Genomic DNA, 17,669 nt, shown 5'->3' on the forward strand with positions numbered 1-17,669 from the left:
TGTCCGGAGGCAGCATGACCAGCCCGCCCGCGTCCAGCACACCCATGGTGCGGATGTCCGGGGTGCAGAAGCACTTCGGCGACCTCCACGTGCTGCGCGACATCGATCTCGACGTGGCACGAGGGGAGGTCGTCGTCGTCCTCGGCCCCTCCGGTTCCGGCAAGTCCACACTCTGCCGCACGATCAACCGGCTGGAGCCGGTCGACACCGGCACGATCCAGATCGACGGGACTCCACTCTCGCCGCGGAGGGCAAGGCGCTGGCGGCGCTGCGCGCCGACGTCGGCATGGTGTTCCAGTCGTTCAACCTGTTCGCGCACAAGACGATCCTGGAGAACGTCACGCTGGCGCCGCTCAAGGTCCGCGGGGTCTCCAAGGCCGAGGCGGAGAAGGACGGGCTGGCCCTGCTGGAGCGGGTCGGCATCGCCAACCAGCGCGACAAGTACCCGGCGCAGCTCTCGGGCGGCCAGCAGCAGCGGGCGGCGATCGCCCGGGCGCTGGCGATGAAGCCCAAGGTGATGCTGTTCGACGAGCCCACCTCGGCGCTGGACCCGGAGATGGTCAACGAGGTGCTCGACACCATGACCTCGCTGGCCAAGGAGGGCATGACGATGGTCGTCGTGACCCACGAGATGGGCTTCGCCCGCCGGGCCGCGCACCGCGTGGTGTTCATGAGCGACGGCGAGATCGTCGAGGACGCCTCCCCGGACGAGTTCTTCACCGCGCCACGCAGCGACCGTGCCAAGGACTTCCTCGGCAAGATCCTGTCGCACTGACGACCTGCGGGCCGGCGGCCCCCGGCAGCCTGCCCACCCGTGACCGTGCCCCACCACCCACACCCCGACCGAGCGGAGCGAACCGTGAAGAGAACCCGCATCCTGGTGGCAGCCGCCCTGGCCGCCACCCTCGCCCTGGCCGGCTGCGGCCGCGAGGGCGCCCCCGGCGCCGAGGGCTCGGGCTACCAGCCGACCGTCGCGGAGAACGTGACCGTCGAGGGCTCCCCGACCTTCGACACGATGAAGCAGCGCGGCCGCGTCGTCGTCGGGGTCAAGGACGACCAGCCCAACCTGGGCTTCCGCGACGCCACCACCAACGAGTTCTCCGGGTTCGACGTCGACATCGCCCGGATGGTGGCCGGTGGCCTCGGCTTCTCCCCCGAGCAGATCGACTTCAAGGTCATCCCGTCGGCGGCGCGCGAGGACAACATCGAGCGCGGCGACGTCGACTACTACGTCGGCACCTACACGATCAACGACAACCGCAAGCAGCGCGTCGGGTTCGCCGGTCCGTACTACGTGGCGGGCCAGAGCCTGCTCGTGCGCTCCGACGACGACACGATCACCGGACCGCAGACCCTGCAGGGCAAGCGGGTCTGCTCGGTCTCGGGCTCCACGCCGATCCAGAACGTGCAGAAGCAGAATCTGACCGACCAGATCGTCGAGTTCCAGACCTACTCCCAGTGCGTCGACCAGCTGATCAACAACCAGGTCGACGCCGTCACCACCGACGACGCGATCCTGCTCGGCTACGCCGCGCAGAACCCGGAGCAGCTCAAGGTCGTCGGCGAGAAGTTCTCCGACGAGCCCTACGGCATCGGCCTGCCCAAGGACGACACCGCACTGCGGAACAAGGTCAACGACCTGCTGCAGGCCGCGTACGACGACGGCACCTGGAAGACCATCTACGACGGCACCCTGGGCAAGTCGGGCACCCCGGCCGAGCCGCCCGCCATCGAGCGCTACTGACCGGCCCGCGGCCCGGCGCGGCGGTGCTCGTCCACCGCCGCGCCGGGTCCTGGAGAAAGGAGAGCCGCCCGGTGGACGTCCTGCTCGACAACCTCGACCTCTACATCGGCGGATTCGCCGGCACGATCGGACTCTTCGTCGTCGCGGCGATCGGGTCGTTGCTGCTCGGCACCCTGGTGGCGGGCATGCGGGTCAGCCCCGTCCCGGCGCTGCGTGCCTTCGGCACCGGCTACGTGACCATCCTGCGGAACACCCCGCTGACGCTGGTGCTGTTCTTCTTCGCGTTCGCCTACCCACGGCTGGAGCTCGTGCAGCTCAGCTTCTTCGCACTGGCGAGCGTCGGTCTGATCCTCTACACGGCCGCCTTCGTGTGCGAGGTCGTGCGGTCGGGCATCAACACGGTCCCGGTCGGCCAGGCCGAGGCCTCGCGGGCGCTGGGCTTCACCTTCACCCAGACCCTCGGCCAGGTGGTGCTGCCGCAGGCGGTGCGCGCCACCGTCCCGCCGATGACGAACATCCAGATCGCGCTGCTGAAGAACACCACGATCGCGTCCGGATTCTCGGTGTTCCAGGCCGGCGGCATCTACCAGAACCTGTCCGAGCGCGGCTACAACGTGCTCGTCGGGCGCTCGAGGTGATCGCGCTGACCGGCAGGCCCTTCCGGGCGACGCTGCCCGGCGCCGGGGCGCCCCGCTACGACGCCGTGCTGCTGGGCGTGGACCGCGACGTCGCCGAGCTCGACGAACGGATCGCGTTGCGGGTGGACCGGATGCTCGACGACGGCCTGGTCGCCGAGACCCGTGCCCTGCTCCCGCGCGGCCTCGCCGACGGCCGCACCGCCTCCCGCGCGCTGGGCTACCGGCAGGTGATCGAGGCCCTCGGGCGCGATCCCGACGACCCCGACGTCGCGGGTGTCCGTGCGGAGACGGTCCGCGCGACCCGGCGGTTCGTGCGCCGCCAGCGCTCCTGGTTCCGGCGCGACCGCCGCATCCACTGGCTCGACGGCGCCGACCCGGCCTGGTGGCCGCCGCGCGTGGTGTGCTCGCTCGTAGGCTGGTGGCATGACCGGCGGTATCGCGTTCAGCAAGGGCCACGGGACGCAGAACGACTTCGTCGTGCCTGACCCGGATGCCGCGCTCGACCTCGCCCCGGCCCGCGTCGCCGCGCTGTGCGACCGTCGCCGCGGTCTCGGGGCGGACGGGGTGCTGAGGGTCGTGCGCTGGGCGAAGCTGGTCGGGGAGCCCGGCGTGGCCGAGCCGGTCGCTCGCCGTCGAGCGGCAACGGGCGGGTGCAACGCCGACGCACTCGAGCGCGGCAACGGCCACGGGTGTTCGCCGGTCCTGCACCCGCAACGGCTGGTGCTCGACACGACGGCACGGGCCGGCTCGACACGACGGTCGGGCCGGACGGTCGGCGGTCGGCTCGGGTCGGTCATCGACCAGCGGAGCCGCACGCTTCGACGGCATCGCCCTCGACGTGGGCAACCCGCACCTGGCCTGCGTCGTCGCTGCCGACCCGGACACCCTCGACCTGACCCGGGCGCCGGCGTTCGACCCGGCGCTGTTCCCCGACGGGGTGAACGTGGAGTTCCTGACCCCGCTGGACGGACCCGCCGACGGCGGACACATCCGGATGCGGGTGCACGAGCGCGGCGTGGGGGAGACCCGCTCGTGCGGGACCGGGACCGTCGCCGCCGCCGTCGCGGCGCTGCGGCGCGCCGGGCACGACGCGGGCGACGTGCGGGTCACCGTGCCGGGCGGCCTGTTGCGGGTGACGGTGGAGGCCGGCACCGCCGAGCGCACCGGGCCCACGACGTTGCACGGGCCGGCGGTGCTGCTCGCGTCCGGGGAGCTGGACCGCGCCTGGTGGGACGCGCCCGCCTGAGCGTCCCGAATCCGGGCGGACACGGGCCCCGCGACGTGGGAGGATGGAGGGCAAGATGACTGATGCCCACACGCACCCCTCCGTGACCCCCTCCACGTCGAACCCGGTTCCGACGGGTGGCGAGCTCGACCTGGAGGAGCGCTCGTCGCTGCGCCGCATCCACGGGCTGTCCACCGAGCTCACCGACATCACCGAGGTCGAGTACCGCAGGCTCCAGCTGGAGCGGGTCGTGCTGGTCGGGGTCTGGACCGAGGGGACGGCCGAACAGGCCGAGAACTCGATGACCGAGCTGGCCCGCCTCGCCGAGACCGCGGGCTCGGAGGTGATGGACGGGCTCGTGCAGCGCCGCTCCAGCCCGGACCCGGCCACCTTCATCGGCTCCGGCAAGGTGGAGGAACTGCTCGGGACCGTCCGCGCCACCGGCGCCGACACCGTGATCTGCGACGGCGAGCTGTCGCCCGGCCAGCTCCGCCAGCTGGAGGAGCGGCTCAAGGTCAAGGTCATCGACCGGACCGCGCTGATCCTCGACATCTTCGCCCAGCACGCCCGCTCCCGGGACGGCAAGGCCCAGGTCGAGCTCGCGCAGCTGTCCTACCTGCTGCCGCGGCTGCGCGGCTGGGGTGAGGCGCTGTCCCGGCAGGTCGGTGGCCGGGCCGCGGGGGGTGTCGGTATCGGTGGTCGTGGCCCCGGTGAGACGAAGATCGAGCTGGATCGGCGGCGGATCCGCGCCCGGATGTCGAAGCTGCGCCGCGAGATCGCCTCCATGCGCCAGGTCCGCGAGACCCAGCGCGGCAGCCGACGCCGCAACGAGATCCCCTCGGTCGCGATCGTCGGCTACACCAACGCGGGCAAGTCCAGCCTGCTGAACCAGCTCGCCGACGCCGGCGTACTGGTCCAGGACGCGCTGTTCGCGACGCTGGACCCGACCACCCGGAAGGCCGAGACCCCCGACGGGCACGACTACACCCTCACCGACACGGTCGGGTTCGTCCGGCACCTGCCGCACCAGCTCGTCGAGGCGTTCCGTTCGACGCTGGAGGAGGCCGCGCGCGCCGACCTCCTGGTGCACGTCGTCGACGGGTCCGCCCCGTTGCCCGACGACCAGATCGCCGCGGTCCGCCAGGTGCTCGTCGAGATCGGGGAGGCCTCGGGCGACACGATGCCGCCCGAGCTGCTCGTGATCAACAAGACCGACGCGGCCGGTGAGCTCGCGCTGGCCCGGCTGCGGCACGCCCAGCCGGACGCGGTGTTCGTCTCGGCGCACAGCGGTACCGGGATCGAGCGGCTCCGCGAGTGCATCGCCGAGCGGCTGCCGCGTCCGGAGTACGAGGTCGACCTGCTGCTGCCCTACACCGAGGGTGCGCTGGTCGCCCGGCTGCACGACGACGGCGAGATCCTCACCGAGGAGCACACCCCCGAGGGCACCCGGATCCGGGCGCGGGTGAAGCCGGAGCTGGGCACCGCGGTGCTGCCGTTCGCGGTGGCGGGATCGGCCGCGACCGACGGGGCGGGCACCGACCTGCCGGCGACGGCGGCCGGCCACTGAGTGGTACGCCGACCGGGCTGCTGAGCGGGCCACCGGGAGCCGGGGGCGTCGTCGGTCGGTCGGCCACGGTCCTCTGCCTGGTCGGTGTGCTCACCGGCGCGGCCGCACCACCGCCCGGGGCGCAGCCGGTCTGCACGGTCGGCGATCCTCGGCTGGCCGAGCTGTCCGGGCTGGTCGTCGAGGGTCCGCCCGGTGGTGCCCCGCAGCGCTACCACGCCATCGTCGACGGGGGCGGGACCGCGCGGACCTTCACCCTGGACCCGGCCGGCTGCGCCGTGACCGGGACCCGGTCGGCCGACGTACCGGTCACCGACGTCGAGGACCTCGGGCTCGGACCGGGCGGGGAGCTGTGGCTCGCCGACACCGGGGACAACGGGGCGCAGCGCGCCTCGGTCCGTCTCGTCGTACTGCCTCCCGCCGGTCCGCCGCGGGTGCACGACCTGGCCTACCCCGACGGCCCGCGTGACGTCGAGGCACTGCTGGTCGGCGACGACGGCGTGCCGCTGCTGGTCGACAAGACCACCGGGGCCGCCGGGGTGTACCGGCCCGCCCGACCACTGCACGACGGCGGGGACTACACCGCCTCGGTACCGCTGGAGCGGGTCGGACAGGTGGTGCTGCCCTGGTCGGGCACCGGTGGGGGTCCGCTCGGGGCCGCCGGGTCGCGCACCGTCACCGGGGGCGGGGTCTCGCCGGCCGGAGCCGCCGGCGGGCAGGCGGGCGTGCTGCGGACCTACACCGACGCGTGGGTGTTCCCGCTGCCGCCCGGCGTCCCGGCGACGGCCGACACGCTAGTCGCGGCGCTGGGCCGGGCACCGCTGCCGGTGCCGCTGCCGGACGAGGCCCAGGGCGAGGCGATCGCCCCGGACGGCCGGGGCGCGCTGCACTCCGGCAGTGAGGCACGCGGCCCGACCGCGGCGGCGATCACGGTCGTCCCGGGTGCGGTCGGCGCGGCGACCGCACCGCAGGCTCCGGTCGTGGCGCAGCCGGCCGAGGTCCCGGAGTACCGCAGCTACCCGTCGTGGCTGCCGGCGGTGGGCGGGGCCGCGGCGGTCGGCGTGCTCCTGCTGGCCGGGGCGGTGGCGATGGCCCTGCACGGACGACGCCGCCGGTCCCGCTGACGGCGGGACAGCGGCGTATCCGGACCTGGAGACGACTCGGGGGACGGCTCAGAGTCGGCGCAGGACCGCCACGACCCGACCGAGGATCGATGCGTCGTCGCCCGGGATCGGGTCGTAGGCGTCGTTCGCGGGCATCAGCCAGATGTGCCCGTCCTTGCGGCGGAAGGTCTTCACCGTCGCCTCGCCGTCGATCATCGCGGCCACGACCTCGCCCTGCTCGGCCACCGGCTGCTGGCGCACGACGACCCAGTCGCCGTCGGTGATCGCGGCGTCGACCATCGAGTCGCCCTTGACGTTGAGCAGGAACAGGGTGCCCTCGCCGACGATCTCGCGCGGCAGCGGGAACACGTCCTGCACGGCCTGCTCGGCCAGGATCGGTCCACCGGCGGCGATGTCGCCGAGCAGCGGCACGAACGCCGGGGCGGGCCGCGCGGAGCGCAGGTCGGCGGTGTCGGCGTCGGTGTCGGCACCGTCGGTCCCGGCGATCTGCTCCGGGCTGCGGACGTCGACCGCACGGGTGCGGTTCGGGTCGCGCCGGAGGAAGCCCTTGCGCTCCAGCGTGCGGAGCTGATGGTGCACCGACGAGGTGGAGGTGAGGCCCACAGCGTCGCCGATCTCGCGGACGCTGGGCGGGTAGCCGTAGCGGTCCACCCAGTCCCGGATCACGGCCAGGACCTTTTTCTGCCGCGGGGTCAGGCCGCGGGTGTCGCCCGCGGGGTCGGGGAACTCCCGGACCGTCGCGGATCCCCGGTCCGCGGCGGTGCCGGTCACGCCGGGACCACCGTGTCCGGTGTCGTCCGCTGCCATCGCATTCGCCTCCTCGGGGTTCTTACGGCATCGACCCTAGCCGTCCCGTGCCCGTTCGCCAAACATGCGTTCGAAGTGGTTCGGGGCGTGTCGTGGATTCCGTCGGGCCACGGTGGTAGAACATCGCACAGGCGTTCGATCGAACACGGGTTCGATCGAACGCGGTCCGCGCCGCCGCCCGGCCGCGCGGGTGCCGGTGGCGACGGGAACGGCAGCGGGGGTGGCGATCGTGGGCACGGCGGTCATCGGGGACGTGACGGTCATCGGACGGGTGCCGGCCGGGGCCGCGGTACCGGCGGCGCGGGCCGCCTCCTCCTGGACGGGAGTTGCCCGCCGTGCGGTCGCCGCGCTGGGGGTGCTGCTCGCCTCCGCCTCGGCGGTCGTCGCGCTCGGGGTGCTCGCAGAGGTCGCGGAGGTCGCGGTCGCCACCGGGCCGCCGGCAGCTGCCGCACCACGCTGAACGCCGTCCGGAGCGGGCGACGACCTGCGGGAACGCGATTGTTGTCGGTGTCGGCTGCTACACCGTTCGTACGCCCGTTCGACCGGGCTCGGGGAAGGGCCGGTCGGGAGCGGGGAGAAGAGACCGCCCGGGGGACGGGCGGCCCTACGGCAGGAGGAACCATGCGAGAGCTCGACGAGCGGGTCCGTGACCACGGCGCGGTCGACTGCCTGAGAGGCGCCCCTGCCCCCGGGCGTCCCCGTGTCCCGTGCCCGGCGTGCCGTCCGCGACCGGGTGTCGGTCGGGGACCGTGCGGTGGGCGCCGGCCCGTCGGCCGCCGACCGCGCGGCCCACCGGTGGTCCGCGCAGGGTGCGCGCGAGCGTGCACTGCAGGAGTCGGTCGCCCGCCACCCCGCCGCGCTCGCGCGGGCCCGGCGGGCGGCGGTGGCCGGTGCCTCGGTCGCAGGCGCCCCGAACCGCGCGGTCCGTACGCCCGGCTGTGTCACCTCCGCGCCGGCGACGGCGGCCATGACGACGACGGCCGCGACCACGGCGGCTCCCGCGCGACCCGCCCCGGCCGCGACGCCGGCCCGGCCGCGCACGGTCGCGGTGCCGGTGCCGCGCACGGTCCGCCCGCTGGACAGGCGCTGCCTGGTCCCGGCGCGCCCGCGTCCGGCCCGCAGCCGGGTCCGCGGACGTCTGGAGCGGCTCCTCTCCGGTGCGGCGGTCCTGCTGTGCGCGACGACGGCGGTGGTCGCGCTGGGGCTGCTGGGCGACGTGGCGGCAGGGTGGAACGCGTCCTCCGGCGCGTCGTCGGTCAGCACGGTGCGCTGAGGCACGCGCCACCGCCGGTGGCCGCCCCACGCCGCCCGGCGCCGTCCCGGCGGTCGTCCGGGATCCCGTGGTGCAGCCGGGTGCCGGCAGTGCCGGGATACGTGGGTGCCGGGACGTACGGGTGCCGGGATGTGCTGGTGCCGGGATGCGCGGGACCGCACCGGGGCTCCGCGAGGGCCGCATCCGGCCCCGCCTGGTCGCACCGCGGGTTCCGTCGCAGAGCGTCGTGCCGCGGCCCCGGCTGCCCGGCCCCGGATGTCCGGCCGCCCGGCCCCGTCCGCCGCGCCCGGCTGCCCGGGCCCGGCCGACCGCGCCCGGCTGCCTGCGGTCCGTCCGTCGTGCCGCGGTGTGCCGCGGTGCGCGGTGGTGACGGTGCGGAGCGGCGAGGCCGTCACGGCGGCGCATCGGGTGACGGCGTGCGGGCGCCGTGCGCGGGCATCGGGCCGCGGTCGCCGGGTCGGCGGCGCGGGCGCGCCGCCGGGCGCGTCGGCAGGGCGTGTCCCCGCATCGGGTGGCCGTCGGCCGCGGCTGCTCCGGAGCGACGGACGGCGGTGGTCGCGCCGTTTCTCGGTGCCACCAGGGTCGATGTCGCACTCCATGATCGTCGGCGACGGGCCGGTCGCGGAACGTGGTGTGCGAGGCTCGGGATCCCGATCGGGCGAAGCTCGGCGTGGCGCGGGGCCCGGGATGGCGCACCCCTAGATGTAGGGGTTACATTGGTGTCGTTCCGCTACTGGTTGGGGGGACCGATCGCTGCGGAGAGTTTCCGGAACGTCACGGGAGAGGGGTGTGGGCGTCCATGCGCTGCCCGTTCTGCCGTCACCCGGACTCCCGCGTGATCGACTCCCGGACCGCCGACGACGGGACCTGCACCCGCCGCCGCCGGTCCTGCACCTCGTGCGGACGACGGTTCACCACGGTCGAGGAGGCCGTGCTCGCCGTCGTCAAGCGCAGCGGGGTGACCGAGCCCTTCAGCCGGCAGAAGGTCGTCGGCGGGGTTCGGCGGGCGTGCCAGGGCCGGCCGGTCGACGAGGACGACCTGCAACAGCTCGCCCACCGGGTCGAGGAGACGGTGCGGGCGCGCGGGGCGGCGGAGCTCCCCAGCCACGAGGTCGGGCTGGCGATCCTCGGACCGCTGCGTGAGCTCGACGAGGTCGCGTACCTGCGGTTCGCGAGCGTCTATCGCTCCTTCTCCTCCATCGAGGACTTCGAGAAGGAGATCGCCGACCTGCGGTCGGCGGCTGCCGGGGAAGCAGCCGACGACGGGGCCGGGCACCACCCGGACGGCTGAGCGACGCGGTGTCGTCGTCGGAGGTCGAACCGGGAAGAGAGCCGTTCGCGCACCCCAGCGCGCGGGCGGAGAAGCGTCGGATGTGCGGAGGCAGTTCATGACCGAGACCGTCGGGGGCCCGACGACAGACACCGGTGAGAGCGCGGCGGCGAAGCCGTCACGCAGCCGCGGGAGGACCGGCGCCAAGCGCGCGCCCGGCCTGACCGTGCAGCGTGTCTTCACCACCGAAGGGGTCCACCCCTACGAGGAGGTGGAGTGGGAGCGCCGGGACGTCGTCATGACCAACTGGCGCGACGGCACCGTCAACTTCGAGCAGCGGGGCGTCGAGTTCCCGCGCACCTGGTCGGTCAACGCCACCAACATCGTCACCAGCAAGTACTTCCGCGGTGCGGTGGGGTCGGCCACCCGTGAGTCCAGCCTCAAGCAGCTCGTCGAGCGGGTCGTCGGCACCTACAAGCGGGCCGGTCTGGAGCACGGCTACTTCGCCACCGACACCGACGCCGAGATCTTCGAGCACGAGCTGACCTGGATGCTGATCCACCAGGTCTTCAGCTTCAACTCCCCGGTGTGGTTCAACGTCGGCACCGCGAGTCCCCAGCAGGTCAGCGCCTGCTTCATCCTCTCGGTCGACGACACCATGGAGTCGATCCTGAACTGGTACCGCGAGGAGGGCCTGATCTTCAAGGGCGGCTCCGGTGCCGGTCTGAACCTCTCGCGCATCCGCTCGTCCAAGGAGCTGCTGTCCTCCGGCGGCACCGCGTCGGGCCCGGTCTCGTTCATGCGTGGTGCCGACGCCTCCGCGGGCACCATCAAGTCCGGCGGCGCCACGCGGCGCGCGGCGAAGATGGTCGTCCTCGACGTCGACCACCCCGACATCGAGGAGTTCGTCGAGACCAAGGCCAAGGAGGAGGCGAAGGTCCGCGTCCTGCGCGACGCCGGCTTCGACATGGACCTGGGCGGCTCCGACATCACCTCGGTGCAGTACCAGAACGCCAACAACTCCGTCCGCGTCACCGACGAGTTCATGCGCGCCGTCGAGGGGGGCACCGACTTCGGTCTGCGTGCCCGCATGACCGGCGAGATCATCGAGCGCGTCGACGCCCGCAAGCTCTTCCGCGGCATCGCCGAGGCGGCCTGGAACTGCGCCGACCCCGGCATCCAGTACGACGGCACCATCAACGACTGGCACACCACCCCGGAGTCGGGGCGGATCAGTGCGTCGAACCCGTGCTCGGAGTACATGCACCTGGACAACTCCAGCTGCAACCTGGCGTCGCTGAACCTGCTGAAGTTCCTCGACTCCGACGACCGGTTCGACGCCGCGACCTTCGCCAAGGCCGTCGAGCTGATCATCACCGCGATGGACATCTCGATCTGCTTCGCGGACTTCCCGACCGAGCCGATCGCCGACACCACCCGGAAGTTCCGCCAGCTGGGCATCGGCTACGCCAACCTCGGCGCGCTGCTCATGGCGACCGGCCACGCCTACGACTCCGAGGGCGGTCGCGCGCTCGCCGGGTCGATCACCTCGCTGATGACCGGTGCCGCGTACAAGCGCTCCGCCGAGCTCGCCGGCGTCGTCGGCCCCTACGAGGGCTACGCCCGCAACGCCGAGGCCCACCAGCGGGTCGTGCGCAAGCACGCGGCCGAGAACGACCGGATCCGCACCTTCGCCGCCAGCATGCCGGTGCAGAAGCTGGCCACCGAGGTGTGGAAGCAGTGCCAGGAGGTCGGTCAGGTCAACGGCTGGCGCAACGCGCAGGCGTCGGTGCTGGCCCCGACCGGCACCATCGGCCTGATGATGGACTGCGACACGACCGGCATCGAGCCGGACCTGGCGCTGGTGAAGTTCAAGAAGCTGGTCGGCGGCGGCTCCATGCAGATCGTCAACCAGTCGGTGCGCCGCGCCCTGGACAACCTCGGCTACCAGGCCGAGCAGGCCGAGGCGATCGTCGAGTACGTGGCCGAGCACGGCCACGTCGTCGACGCACCGGGTATGAAGCCCGAGCACTACGAGGTGTTCGACTGCGCCATGGGCGACCGGACCATCGCGCCGATGGGCCACGTCCGCATGATGGCCGCCGCGCAGCCGTTCCTGTCCGGCGCGATCTCCAAGACGGTCAACATGCCCGAGCGGGCGACCGTCGAGGACGTCGAGCGGATCTACCTCGAGGGGTGGCGCCTCGGCCTCAAGGCCCTGGCGATCTACCGCGACAACTGCAAGGTCGGCCAGCCGCTGTCCGCGGGCAAGGGCGGCGACAAGAAGGCCTCCGGTGACACCGCGGAGGCCGAGAAGGTCACGGTCGTCGAGCAGCGCCCGGTCCGCAAGCGGCTGCCCAAGAAGCGGCCCAGCGAGACCGTGTCGTTCACCGTCGGCGGTGCCGAGGGCTACCTCACCGCGGGCAGCTACCCCGACGACGGTCTCGGCGAGATCTTCGTCAAGCTCGGCAAGCAGGGCTCGACCCTGGCCGGCGTGATGGACGCCTTCTCGATGTCGATCTCGGTGGGTCTGCAGTACGGCATCCCGCTGGAGTTCTACGTCTCGAAGTTCTCCAACCTGCGCTTCGAGCCTGCCGGGATGACCGACGACCCGGACGTCCGGATCGCGACCTCGGTGCTGGACTACCTGTTCCGCCGCCTGGCCCTGGACCACCTGCCGTACGAGAAGCGCGCCCAGCTGGGCATCTTCTCCTCCGACGAGCGGTCCGCCCAGGTCGAGAACGACTACGGCACCGGCGAGAAGCTCGACATCGAGGAGTTCCGTTCCTCGGTGCCGACGACCGAGGAGCGCACCGAGGCCGGTGTCGAGCCGGCCCCGGTCGAGGTCGGCAGCTCCACCGAGCTGCTCGAGCTGCGCCTGGGCAAGGCCGCCGACGCCCCGCTCTGCATGACCTGCGGGACGAAGATGCGCCCCGCCGGGTCCTGCTACCTCTGCGAGGGCTGCGGCTTCACCAGCGGCTGCAGCTGAGCGACACCGCACCGCACCACACCGGGGCGGCTCCGGGACCGGAGCCGCCCCGGTGTGCGTCCGGAGGACCGGACCGCGCCGATCGGAGACCACGTGACCGACGACCGCACCGCGGAGGTGGCCGAGCGCCTCGGCGTCGATCCGCGGGTGCTCGCGGTGCTCGTCGCCGCCCCGTGGCGCGCGGCGGACGGTCACGACACCGGGCCCGTGACCGAGCGGGTGGGGGTGCGCGGCACCGTCTACGTCGGCGTCCCGTCACCGGCGGAGCTGCGCGAGCTCGACCTGCCCGCCGACGGGCTGCGGCACTTCGGGCTCACCCCGGCGGACCTGCGTCGCGGTGGCTGGACCGACGCGGACCTGCGTTCGGCGGGGCTCCTCCCACCAGGCGCGGAGCCGGACCCGGTGGCCTGGTTCGTCGCGGGGGAGCCGGCGCAGCTGATGCTCGGGTTCGACCCCGCGGGGCCGGTGCTGCTCGCCCGCCCGGAGCCACGCCGGGCGGGGGACCGTCCGGTGCTGGACCCGGTGGACGCGGTCGAGGTGCCCGTCCTGCCCGGCTGCGCGGACCCGGACGGCGACGCCGGTCTCGCCGTCCGGCAGGTGCGCGACGGGCTGCTGCGCCGGGCCCGGCGACGACTCACCCACTGCGTGGTCTGCCTGCGTCCGGTGCACCGCGCCGCGACGGTGCACGGCGCCTGCCACGGCTGCGCCGGTCGCTGGCTCGGGTTCGTGCTCTGATCCCGGCCGCGGAACGCCGGGGTCAGGTGGCCGACACCGGTCCCGGCCGGCCCCCGGTGGTGCCGGCGGGTGGGGGAGCGGGACAACGCAGCAGCTGACGCCACTGCTCCGGGCTCCACCGCGCGGGGTCGGTGGAGTCGAGGAACTCCTCCAGCACCCCGACGAACCGTGCCGGGTCGCTGTGGTGCGGGAAGTGGCCGGCGTCGTCGAACACCTCCAGCCGGCTGCCCGGCATCGCCGCGTGCGCGGTGTGGGCGTGCGCGAGCGGCACCACCGCGTCCCGCGCGCCCCACACCAGCATCGTCGGCATCCCGCGGGTCAGGTAGCAGCGGTCCAGCATGGTCACGACCTGCCCCCGCCAGTCCACGACGGCCCGCAGCGTGCGGATGAAGGCCGTCCGCGACGTCGCGTCCGGCAGCGCGTCGACCAGCCGCAGCAGGTCGGCGGCGTCCCGGCCGAGGTCCGTCCCGACCAGTCGCAGCGCGTCGAGCGCCCACCCGATCTGCCACCGCAGCAGGGGCAGCTGGGAAGCCGCCAGCGCCGCGTGCGCGCCGGGCAGGCTGACCGCGCGCAGCAGCGGCGTCACGTCCGGGCCCGCGCCGCCGGTGCCGACCAGCACGAGGCGCTCGGTCCGATCGGGGTACTGGTAGGCGAACTGCATGGCGACACCACCGCCGAGCGAGTGCCCCACCAGCGTCGCGCGCGGGATCCCCAGGACACCGAGCAGGTCCCGTACCCCGTTGGCGTAGGCGGCGACGGAGTAGTCCGCGCGCGGCTTGTCCGAGTGCCCGTGGCCCAACAGGTCGGGGGCGATCACCAGGTGCCGGCGGGCCAGCGCGGGGAACACCGCCTCCCAGGTGGCCGAGCTGTCCCCGATCCCGTGCACGAGTACGACCGCGGGACCGGAGCCGGCCACCCGGAACGCCCGCCGGTAGCCGTGCACGGTGCGGAACCGCAGCTCCGAGTCCCGCGGCGGCACGACGCCGAGCCGGTCGCCGACCGGTGCCGGGCGCGAGGTGGGGGCCGCCATCCGCACGACGGTAGGACCGCCGCATTACCCCGGTGTTGCCGTCGGCGAACGGCAGCACGGCACCTAGGGTCGACGGCGTGAGCGAGCGCTACCGGGTCGTCCCGGCGTCCTACGTCCTGCTGCTGCGCGGCACCGGGGAGCGGACCGAGGTCCTGCTCCAGCTGCGTGCCGGCACCGGGTTCATGGACGGACACTGGGCCGCCGCCGCGGCCGGGCACGTCGAGGCGGGTGAGGACGCCGCCGCCGCCGCGGTGCGGGAGGCCCACGAGGAGCTCGACGTGACCATCGACCCCGCCGACCTCGTCCCGCTCACGGCGGTGCACCGCACCCGGCCCACCGGGGACCCGGTCGACGAGCGGGTCGACTTCTTCTTCACCTGCCGTCGCTGGACCGGTGAGCCGCGCCGGGCGGAGGACGGCAGGACCGCGGGCCTGGGCTGGTTCGCCTTGGCCGAGCTGCCCGTCGACACCGTCCCGCACGAGCGGGCGGTGCTCGACGCGCTGCGTGCCGGTCCCGTCGCGGCCGTCCGCAGCCACGGTTTCCGGTGACGGCTACGACGGATCGACGAGCTGGATCTCCACCGTGACCTCGGGGCTGTCGGTGTCCTCGGGGTCGACGGCCCAGTGGAGCACCCAGTCGACCTCGTAGTCGTCGCGCCGCCGGCCGGGCGGGGCGAAGTTGACCCACTCCCCGGCCCGGGGCAGCGCCTGGAACAGCCGGACGAAGTCGGGCTGCTGCCCGATCCTGACCCGCGCGGTGATCGGTGTCTGCGACGACGGGGAGCCCACGGCGGGCATGCTGCCCGACCGGCGCCCCGCGCGCCACGCCCGTGGCTCAGGGCCGGACGGCGCCCAGGAACCAGCGGTCCACCGAGAACGGCTCGTCCCCGCAGGCCGCGACCCCCGAGGCCCAGGCGTCGACCTCGGCGCGGGTGAGCCCGCACCGGCCCGGTGCGGCGTCGGCGACCATCTCCCGGAGCACGGCGCCGTAGCCGGTGGAGGCCGGGCCGCGCATCGGCATCCTGTGCGTCCACTCCCCGTCGAACCCGGCCCGTTGCAGCAACGGGCCCAGCTCGTAGGGCAGCCGCGACCGCGGCACGGTCGTGCACCACGCATCGCGGACGCGCCGGTGACGGTCCTGTCCGGGCCCTGGCCAGTGCAGCGACGTCCAGTCCGTGTCCAGGGCCAGCAGCCGCCCACCCGGGCGCAGGACCCGGTACAGCTCGGCCACGGCGGCCGGCAGGTCGTCGAGGAACTCCAGCACCTGCAGGCACGCCACCGCGTCGTACGGGCCGCCGGGCAGCGACCCCGGACCGGCCAGCGCGCGCTGGGCGACCACCGCCCGGGTGCCGCAGCGGCGCCGCGCCAGCGTGACCATCACCGGGTCCGGGTCGACGCCCGTGGCGCCCGGGCCGACGGCCAGGGCGACGTCGTCGAGCAGCTGACCCGGACCGGTCCCCACGACCAGGACCTGCTCGCCGGGACGCGGCCCCAGCAGCTCCAGGGTCCGCTCCCGCTCGGCACGCGCCTCGGCCGTGTCGTAGGTGTCCGCGACCCGCCGCGCGCTCGCGGCGTCCACCGGCAGCATCCCGGCTCCCGGTCTCACCCGCCGGTGTAGCGCGCCGACTCGATCAGCGCCTCCACCGACTCCGGCGGTACGCGGAACGAGCGTCCGAACCGCACCGCGGGCAGCTCCCCGGAGTGCACCAGCCGGTACACCGTCATCCGCGAGACCCGCATCCGGTCCGCCACCTCCGCCACGGTGAGGAACGGCGCCTCCTGCCCGGACCGTTGCTCCGGGATCCCTGCCGCCATGCTGCGCCCCTCCTCCGCCGACCCGCCCCCAGGCCGACCTCTGATCACCGAACGCAGGGACGGTAGCGCGGATCGGGCCACCCTCCCGGTGCGAACATGTCCCACCCTCGGGTGGACTGTCCGGAAATGATCGGCTCTCGGTGTCCGTCCGGACACGCGGGGTGATGATCACCCACCCGCGACGGGTGCCGCGGCCCCGGAGGCGCGACGGCGGTCATCTATCGTCGGGAGGTGACCGCCGCTCCCACCGTGACCGATGACGACCCGGACGGCGACTGGACGGCGCCGGGCGTGTTCCGCAGCGCCCCCGGCGTCTACCGGATCCCGCTGCCGCTGCCCCAGGACGGGCTGCGCGCCGTGAACGTCTACGCACTCGCCGACGACACCGGCTGGACCCTGATCGACTCCGGCTGGGCGATCGACGAGGCCCGCGACCTGCTCGGCAAGGCGCTGGCCGCGCTGGGCTCCGGTTTCGGTGACGTCCGCCGCTTCCTGGTCACCCACGCCCACCGCGACCACTACACCCTGGCCGCGGTCCTGCGCCGCGAGTACGGCGCCCGGGTGCTGCTCGGGGCGGGGGAGCGGCCCAACCTGGAGGTCATCACCGACCCCGACCGGCCGCAGGGCGAACCCGACCGGACCCGGCTGCTGCGGGCCGGCGCCGCCGGCATCGTCGAGGAGCTCGGCCGCGCGGGCCCCTGGCCACGGCCGCTCCCCGAGGAGTGGGAGGCCCCCGACGAGTGGCTGGCCGACCGCGCCGCGATCGCCGTCGCCGACCCGGCGGGCACCCGCACACTGACCGCGGTGGAGACCCCCGGACACACCCGCGGACACCTGGTCTTCGCCGACGAGGCGCACGAGCTGCTGTTCGCCGGGGACCACGTGCTGCCCCGGATCACCCCGTCGATCGGCCTGCAGCCGTCGCCGGTGGCGAGCCCGCTCGGGCAGTTCCTCGACTCGCTGCGCCTGGTCCGGTCCCGGCCCGACGCCACGCTGCTGCCCGCGCACGGCCCGGTCGGCGGCAGCGTGCACGCTCGCACCGACGAGCTGCTGGCCCACCACGACGTCCGGCTCGCCCAGTGCCGCGACGCCGTCGTCGCCGGAGAGCCGACCGCCGACGCCGTCGCCCGGGTCCTGCGCTGGACCCGCCGCGAGCACCGGCTCGACGACATGGACCTGTTCAACCGGACGCTCGCGGTCCTGGAGACCGGGGCCCACCTCGACGTGCTCGCCGACCGCGGTGACCTGCAGCGGACCGAGGTCCCCGACCCCGCCACCGGGGTCGCCCTGGCCACCTACACCGCCTGACGCGCGCGCCGGGCCGCGACACGCCGGACGCCGTTCACCCGGTCGACGTGTCGGGGTGGCTCCCCGGAGCGGAATCGGGCAGAGTGAGGCCGACGACGTCCCCTCACGCCACGGAGGCCACCACACCCACACCCAGCACATCCGTACC

At 73.9% G+C, this 17,669-nt stretch carries 18 protein-coding genes and 1 pseudogene; 14 read left to right on the forward strand and 5 right to left on the reverse strand.

The window, feature by feature from the left end; genetic code table 11:
* Positions 1-44 precede the first annotated feature (44 nt).
* From KPF47_RS37970 to KPF47_RS38000, 7 genes and pseudogenes are all read left to right on the forward strand, one after another.
* A pseudogene (locus KPF47_RS37970) lies at positions 45-775 on the forward strand (amino acid ABC transporter ATP-binding protein).
* Positions 776-859: 84 nt separating this feature from the next.
* The gene (locus KPF47_RS37975; RefSeq protein WP_224393145.1) at positions 860-1,744 is read left to right on the forward strand and encodes a glutamate ABC transporter substrate-binding protein; all 885 of its coding nucleotides are present in this window, start codon (positions 860-862) and stop codon (positions 1,742-1,744) included.
* A gap of 71 nt (positions 1,745-1,815) precedes the next feature.
* On the forward strand, positions 1,816-2,382 hold the full coding sequence (locus tag KPF47_RS37980) for an amino acid ABC transporter permease (protein WP_224393146.1): 567 nt from the start codon (positions 1,816-1,818) through the stop codon (positions 2,380-2,382).
* Entirely contained in the window at positions 2,379-2,867 is a 489-nt protein-coding gene (locus KPF47_RS37985; RefSeq protein ID WP_374108954.1) for a hypothetical protein, read from the forward strand. Before KPF47_RS37980 ends, KPF47_RS37985 begins: the two co-directional genes overlap by 4 nt.
* 353 nt (positions 2,868-3,220) lie before the next feature.
* Positions 3,221-3,628: a hypothetical protein gene (locus tag KPF47_RS41355; protein ID WP_374108955.1), complete on the forward strand. Its 408-nt coding sequence runs from the start codon at positions 3,221-3,223 to the stop codon at positions 3,626-3,628.
* Between the two features lie 55 nt (positions 3,629-3,683).
* Positions 3,684-5,174 (forward strand): GTPase HflX, encoded by a 1,491-nt coding sequence (hflX, locus tag KPF47_RS37995; RefSeq protein ID WP_374108956.1) that lies wholly within the window; start codon positions 3,684-3,686, stop codon positions 5,172-5,174.
* 86 nt (positions 5,175-5,260) lie between these two features.
* Entirely contained in the window at positions 5,261-6,295 is a 1,035-nt protein-coding gene (locus KPF47_RS38000) for a hypothetical protein (protein ID WP_224393148.1), read from the forward strand.
* 48 nt (positions 6,296-6,343) lie between these two features.
* Here the strand turns inward: KPF47_RS38000 and lexA are convergent, their stop codons facing one another.
* Positions 6,344-7,102 (reverse strand): transcriptional repressor LexA, encoded by a 759-nt coding sequence (gene lexA / locus KPF47_RS38005; RefSeq protein ID WP_224393149.1) that lies wholly within the window; start codon positions 7,100-7,102, stop codon positions 6,344-6,346.
* A 229-nt stretch (positions 7,103-7,331) separates the two neighbouring features.
* Here lexA and KPF47_RS38010 point away from each other — a divergent pair, with 229 nt between their 5' ends.
* The 5 genes from KPF47_RS38010 to KPF47_RS38030 all read left to right on the forward strand — a co-directional run bounded on the left by KPF47_RS38010 (position 7,332) and on the right by KPF47_RS38030 (position 13,369).
* A complete protein-coding gene (locus tag KPF47_RS38010; RefSeq protein ID WP_224393150.1) occupies positions 7,332-7,562 on the forward strand; it encodes a hypothetical protein in 231 nt (76 codons plus the stop codon).
* 240 nt (positions 7,563-7,802) lie between these two features.
* Entirely contained in the window at positions 7,803-8,375 is a 573-nt protein-coding gene (locus KPF47_RS38015; RefSeq protein WP_224393151.1) for a hypothetical protein, read from the forward strand.
* Positions 8,376-9,174: 799 nt separating this feature from the next.
* On the forward strand, positions 9,175-9,666 hold the full coding sequence (nrdR, locus tag KPF47_RS38020; RefSeq protein ID WP_224393152.1) for a transcriptional regulator NrdR: 492 nt from the start codon (positions 9,175-9,177) through the stop codon (positions 9,664-9,666).
* A gap of 97 nt (positions 9,667-9,763) precedes the next feature.
* Positions 9,764-12,634, forward strand: a complete 2,871-nt coding sequence (locus KPF47_RS38025; RefSeq protein ID WP_224393153.1) for a vitamin B12-dependent ribonucleotide reductase — start codon at positions 9,764-9,766, stop codon at positions 12,632-12,634.
* 93 nt (positions 12,635-12,727) lie between these two features.
* A complete protein-coding gene (locus KPF47_RS38030; protein ID WP_224393154.1) occupies positions 12,728-13,369 on the forward strand; it encodes a hypothetical protein in 642 nt (213 codons plus the stop codon).
* Between the two features lie 22 nt (positions 13,370-13,391).
* Here the strand turns inward: KPF47_RS38030 and KPF47_RS38035 are convergent, their stop codons facing one another.
* On the reverse strand, positions 13,392-14,399 hold the full coding sequence (locus KPF47_RS38035) for an alpha/beta fold hydrolase (RefSeq protein ID WP_224393155.1): 1,008 nt from the start codon (positions 14,397-14,399) through the stop codon (positions 13,392-13,394).
* Between the two features lie 77 nt (positions 14,400-14,476).
* On the opposite strand from KPF47_RS38035, the gene KPF47_RS38040 reads away from it, so the two are divergent.
* Positions 14,477-14,947 (forward strand): NUDIX domain-containing protein, encoded by a 471-nt coding sequence (locus KPF47_RS38040; protein WP_224393156.1) that lies wholly within the window; start codon positions 14,477-14,479, stop codon positions 14,945-14,947.
* 3 nt (positions 14,948-14,950) lie between these two features.
* Here KPF47_RS38040 and KPF47_RS38045 read toward each other — a convergent pair whose 3' ends face one another.
* The 3 genes from KPF47_RS38045 to KPF47_RS38055 are packed head-to-tail and all read right to left on the reverse strand — an operon-like array spanning position 14,951 to position 16,213.
* Complete coding sequence (locus KPF47_RS38045) at positions 14,951-15,196, reverse strand: hypothetical protein (RefSeq protein WP_224393157.1); 246 nt, start codon at positions 15,194-15,196, stop codon at positions 14,951-14,953.
* Positions 15,197-15,233: 37 nt separating this feature from the next.
* Positions 15,234-15,986, reverse strand: coding sequence for a methyltransferase domain-containing protein (locus tag KPF47_RS38050; RefSeq protein ID WP_224393158.1), 753 nt, complete (start codon positions 15,984-15,986; stop codon positions 15,234-15,236).
* A 14-nt stretch (positions 15,987-16,000) separates the two neighbouring features.
* Positions 16,001-16,213, reverse strand: a complete 213-nt coding sequence (locus KPF47_RS38055) for a helix-turn-helix domain-containing protein (protein WP_224393159.1) — start codon at positions 16,211-16,213, stop codon at positions 16,001-16,003.
* Between the two features lie 231 nt (positions 16,214-16,444).
* On the opposite strand from KPF47_RS38055, the gene KPF47_RS38060 reads away from it, so the two are divergent.
* Positions 16,445-17,521, forward strand: coding sequence for an MBL fold metallo-hydrolase (locus KPF47_RS38060; protein WP_224393160.1), 1,077 nt, complete (start codon positions 16,445-16,447; stop codon positions 17,519-17,521).
* Positions 17,522-17,669: the final 148 nt, after the last annotated feature.

The organism is Pseudonocardia sp. ICBG1293 (assembly GCF_020131355.1).
In the GTDB taxonomy this organism is placed as follows: domain Bacteria; phylum Actinomycetota; class Actinomycetes; order Mycobacteriales; family Pseudonocardiaceae; genus Pseudonocardia.

What these genes read in the sequence shown, in the direction of transcription:
- hflX (WP_374108956.1), top strand. Translation starts at nt 3,684, where the DNA reads ATGACTGATGCCCACACGCACCCCTCCGTGACCCCCTCCACGTCGAAC.
- lexA (WP_224393149.1), bottom strand. Translation starts at nt 7,102, where the DNA reads ATGGCAGCGGACGACACCGGACACGGTGGTCCCGGCGTGACCGGCACC.
- nrdR (WP_224393152.1), top strand. Translation starts at nt 9,175, where the DNA reads ATGCGCTGCCCGTTCTGCCGTCACCCGGACTCCCGCGTGATCGACTCC.
- KPF47_RS38025 (WP_224393153.1), top strand. Translation starts at nt 9,764, where the DNA reads ATGACCGAGACCGTCGGGGGCCCGACGACAGACACCGGTGAGAGCGCG.
- KPF47_RS38035 (WP_224393155.1), bottom strand. Translation starts at nt 14,399, where the DNA reads ATGGCGGCCCCCACCTCGCGCCCGGCACCGGTCGGCGACCGGCTCGGC.
- KPF47_RS38045 (WP_224393157.1), bottom strand. Translation starts at nt 15,196, where the DNA reads ATGCCCGCCGTGGGCTCCCCGTCGTCGCAGACACCGATCACCGCGCGG.
- KPF47_RS38050 (WP_224393158.1), bottom strand. Translation starts at nt 15,986, where the DNA reads ATGCTGCCGGTGGACGCCGCGAGCGCGCGGCGGGTCGCGGACACCTAC.
- KPF47_RS38055 (WP_224393159.1), bottom strand. Translation starts at nt 16,213, where the DNA reads ATGGCGGCAGGGATCCCGGAGCAACGGTCCGGGCAGGAGGCGCCGTTC.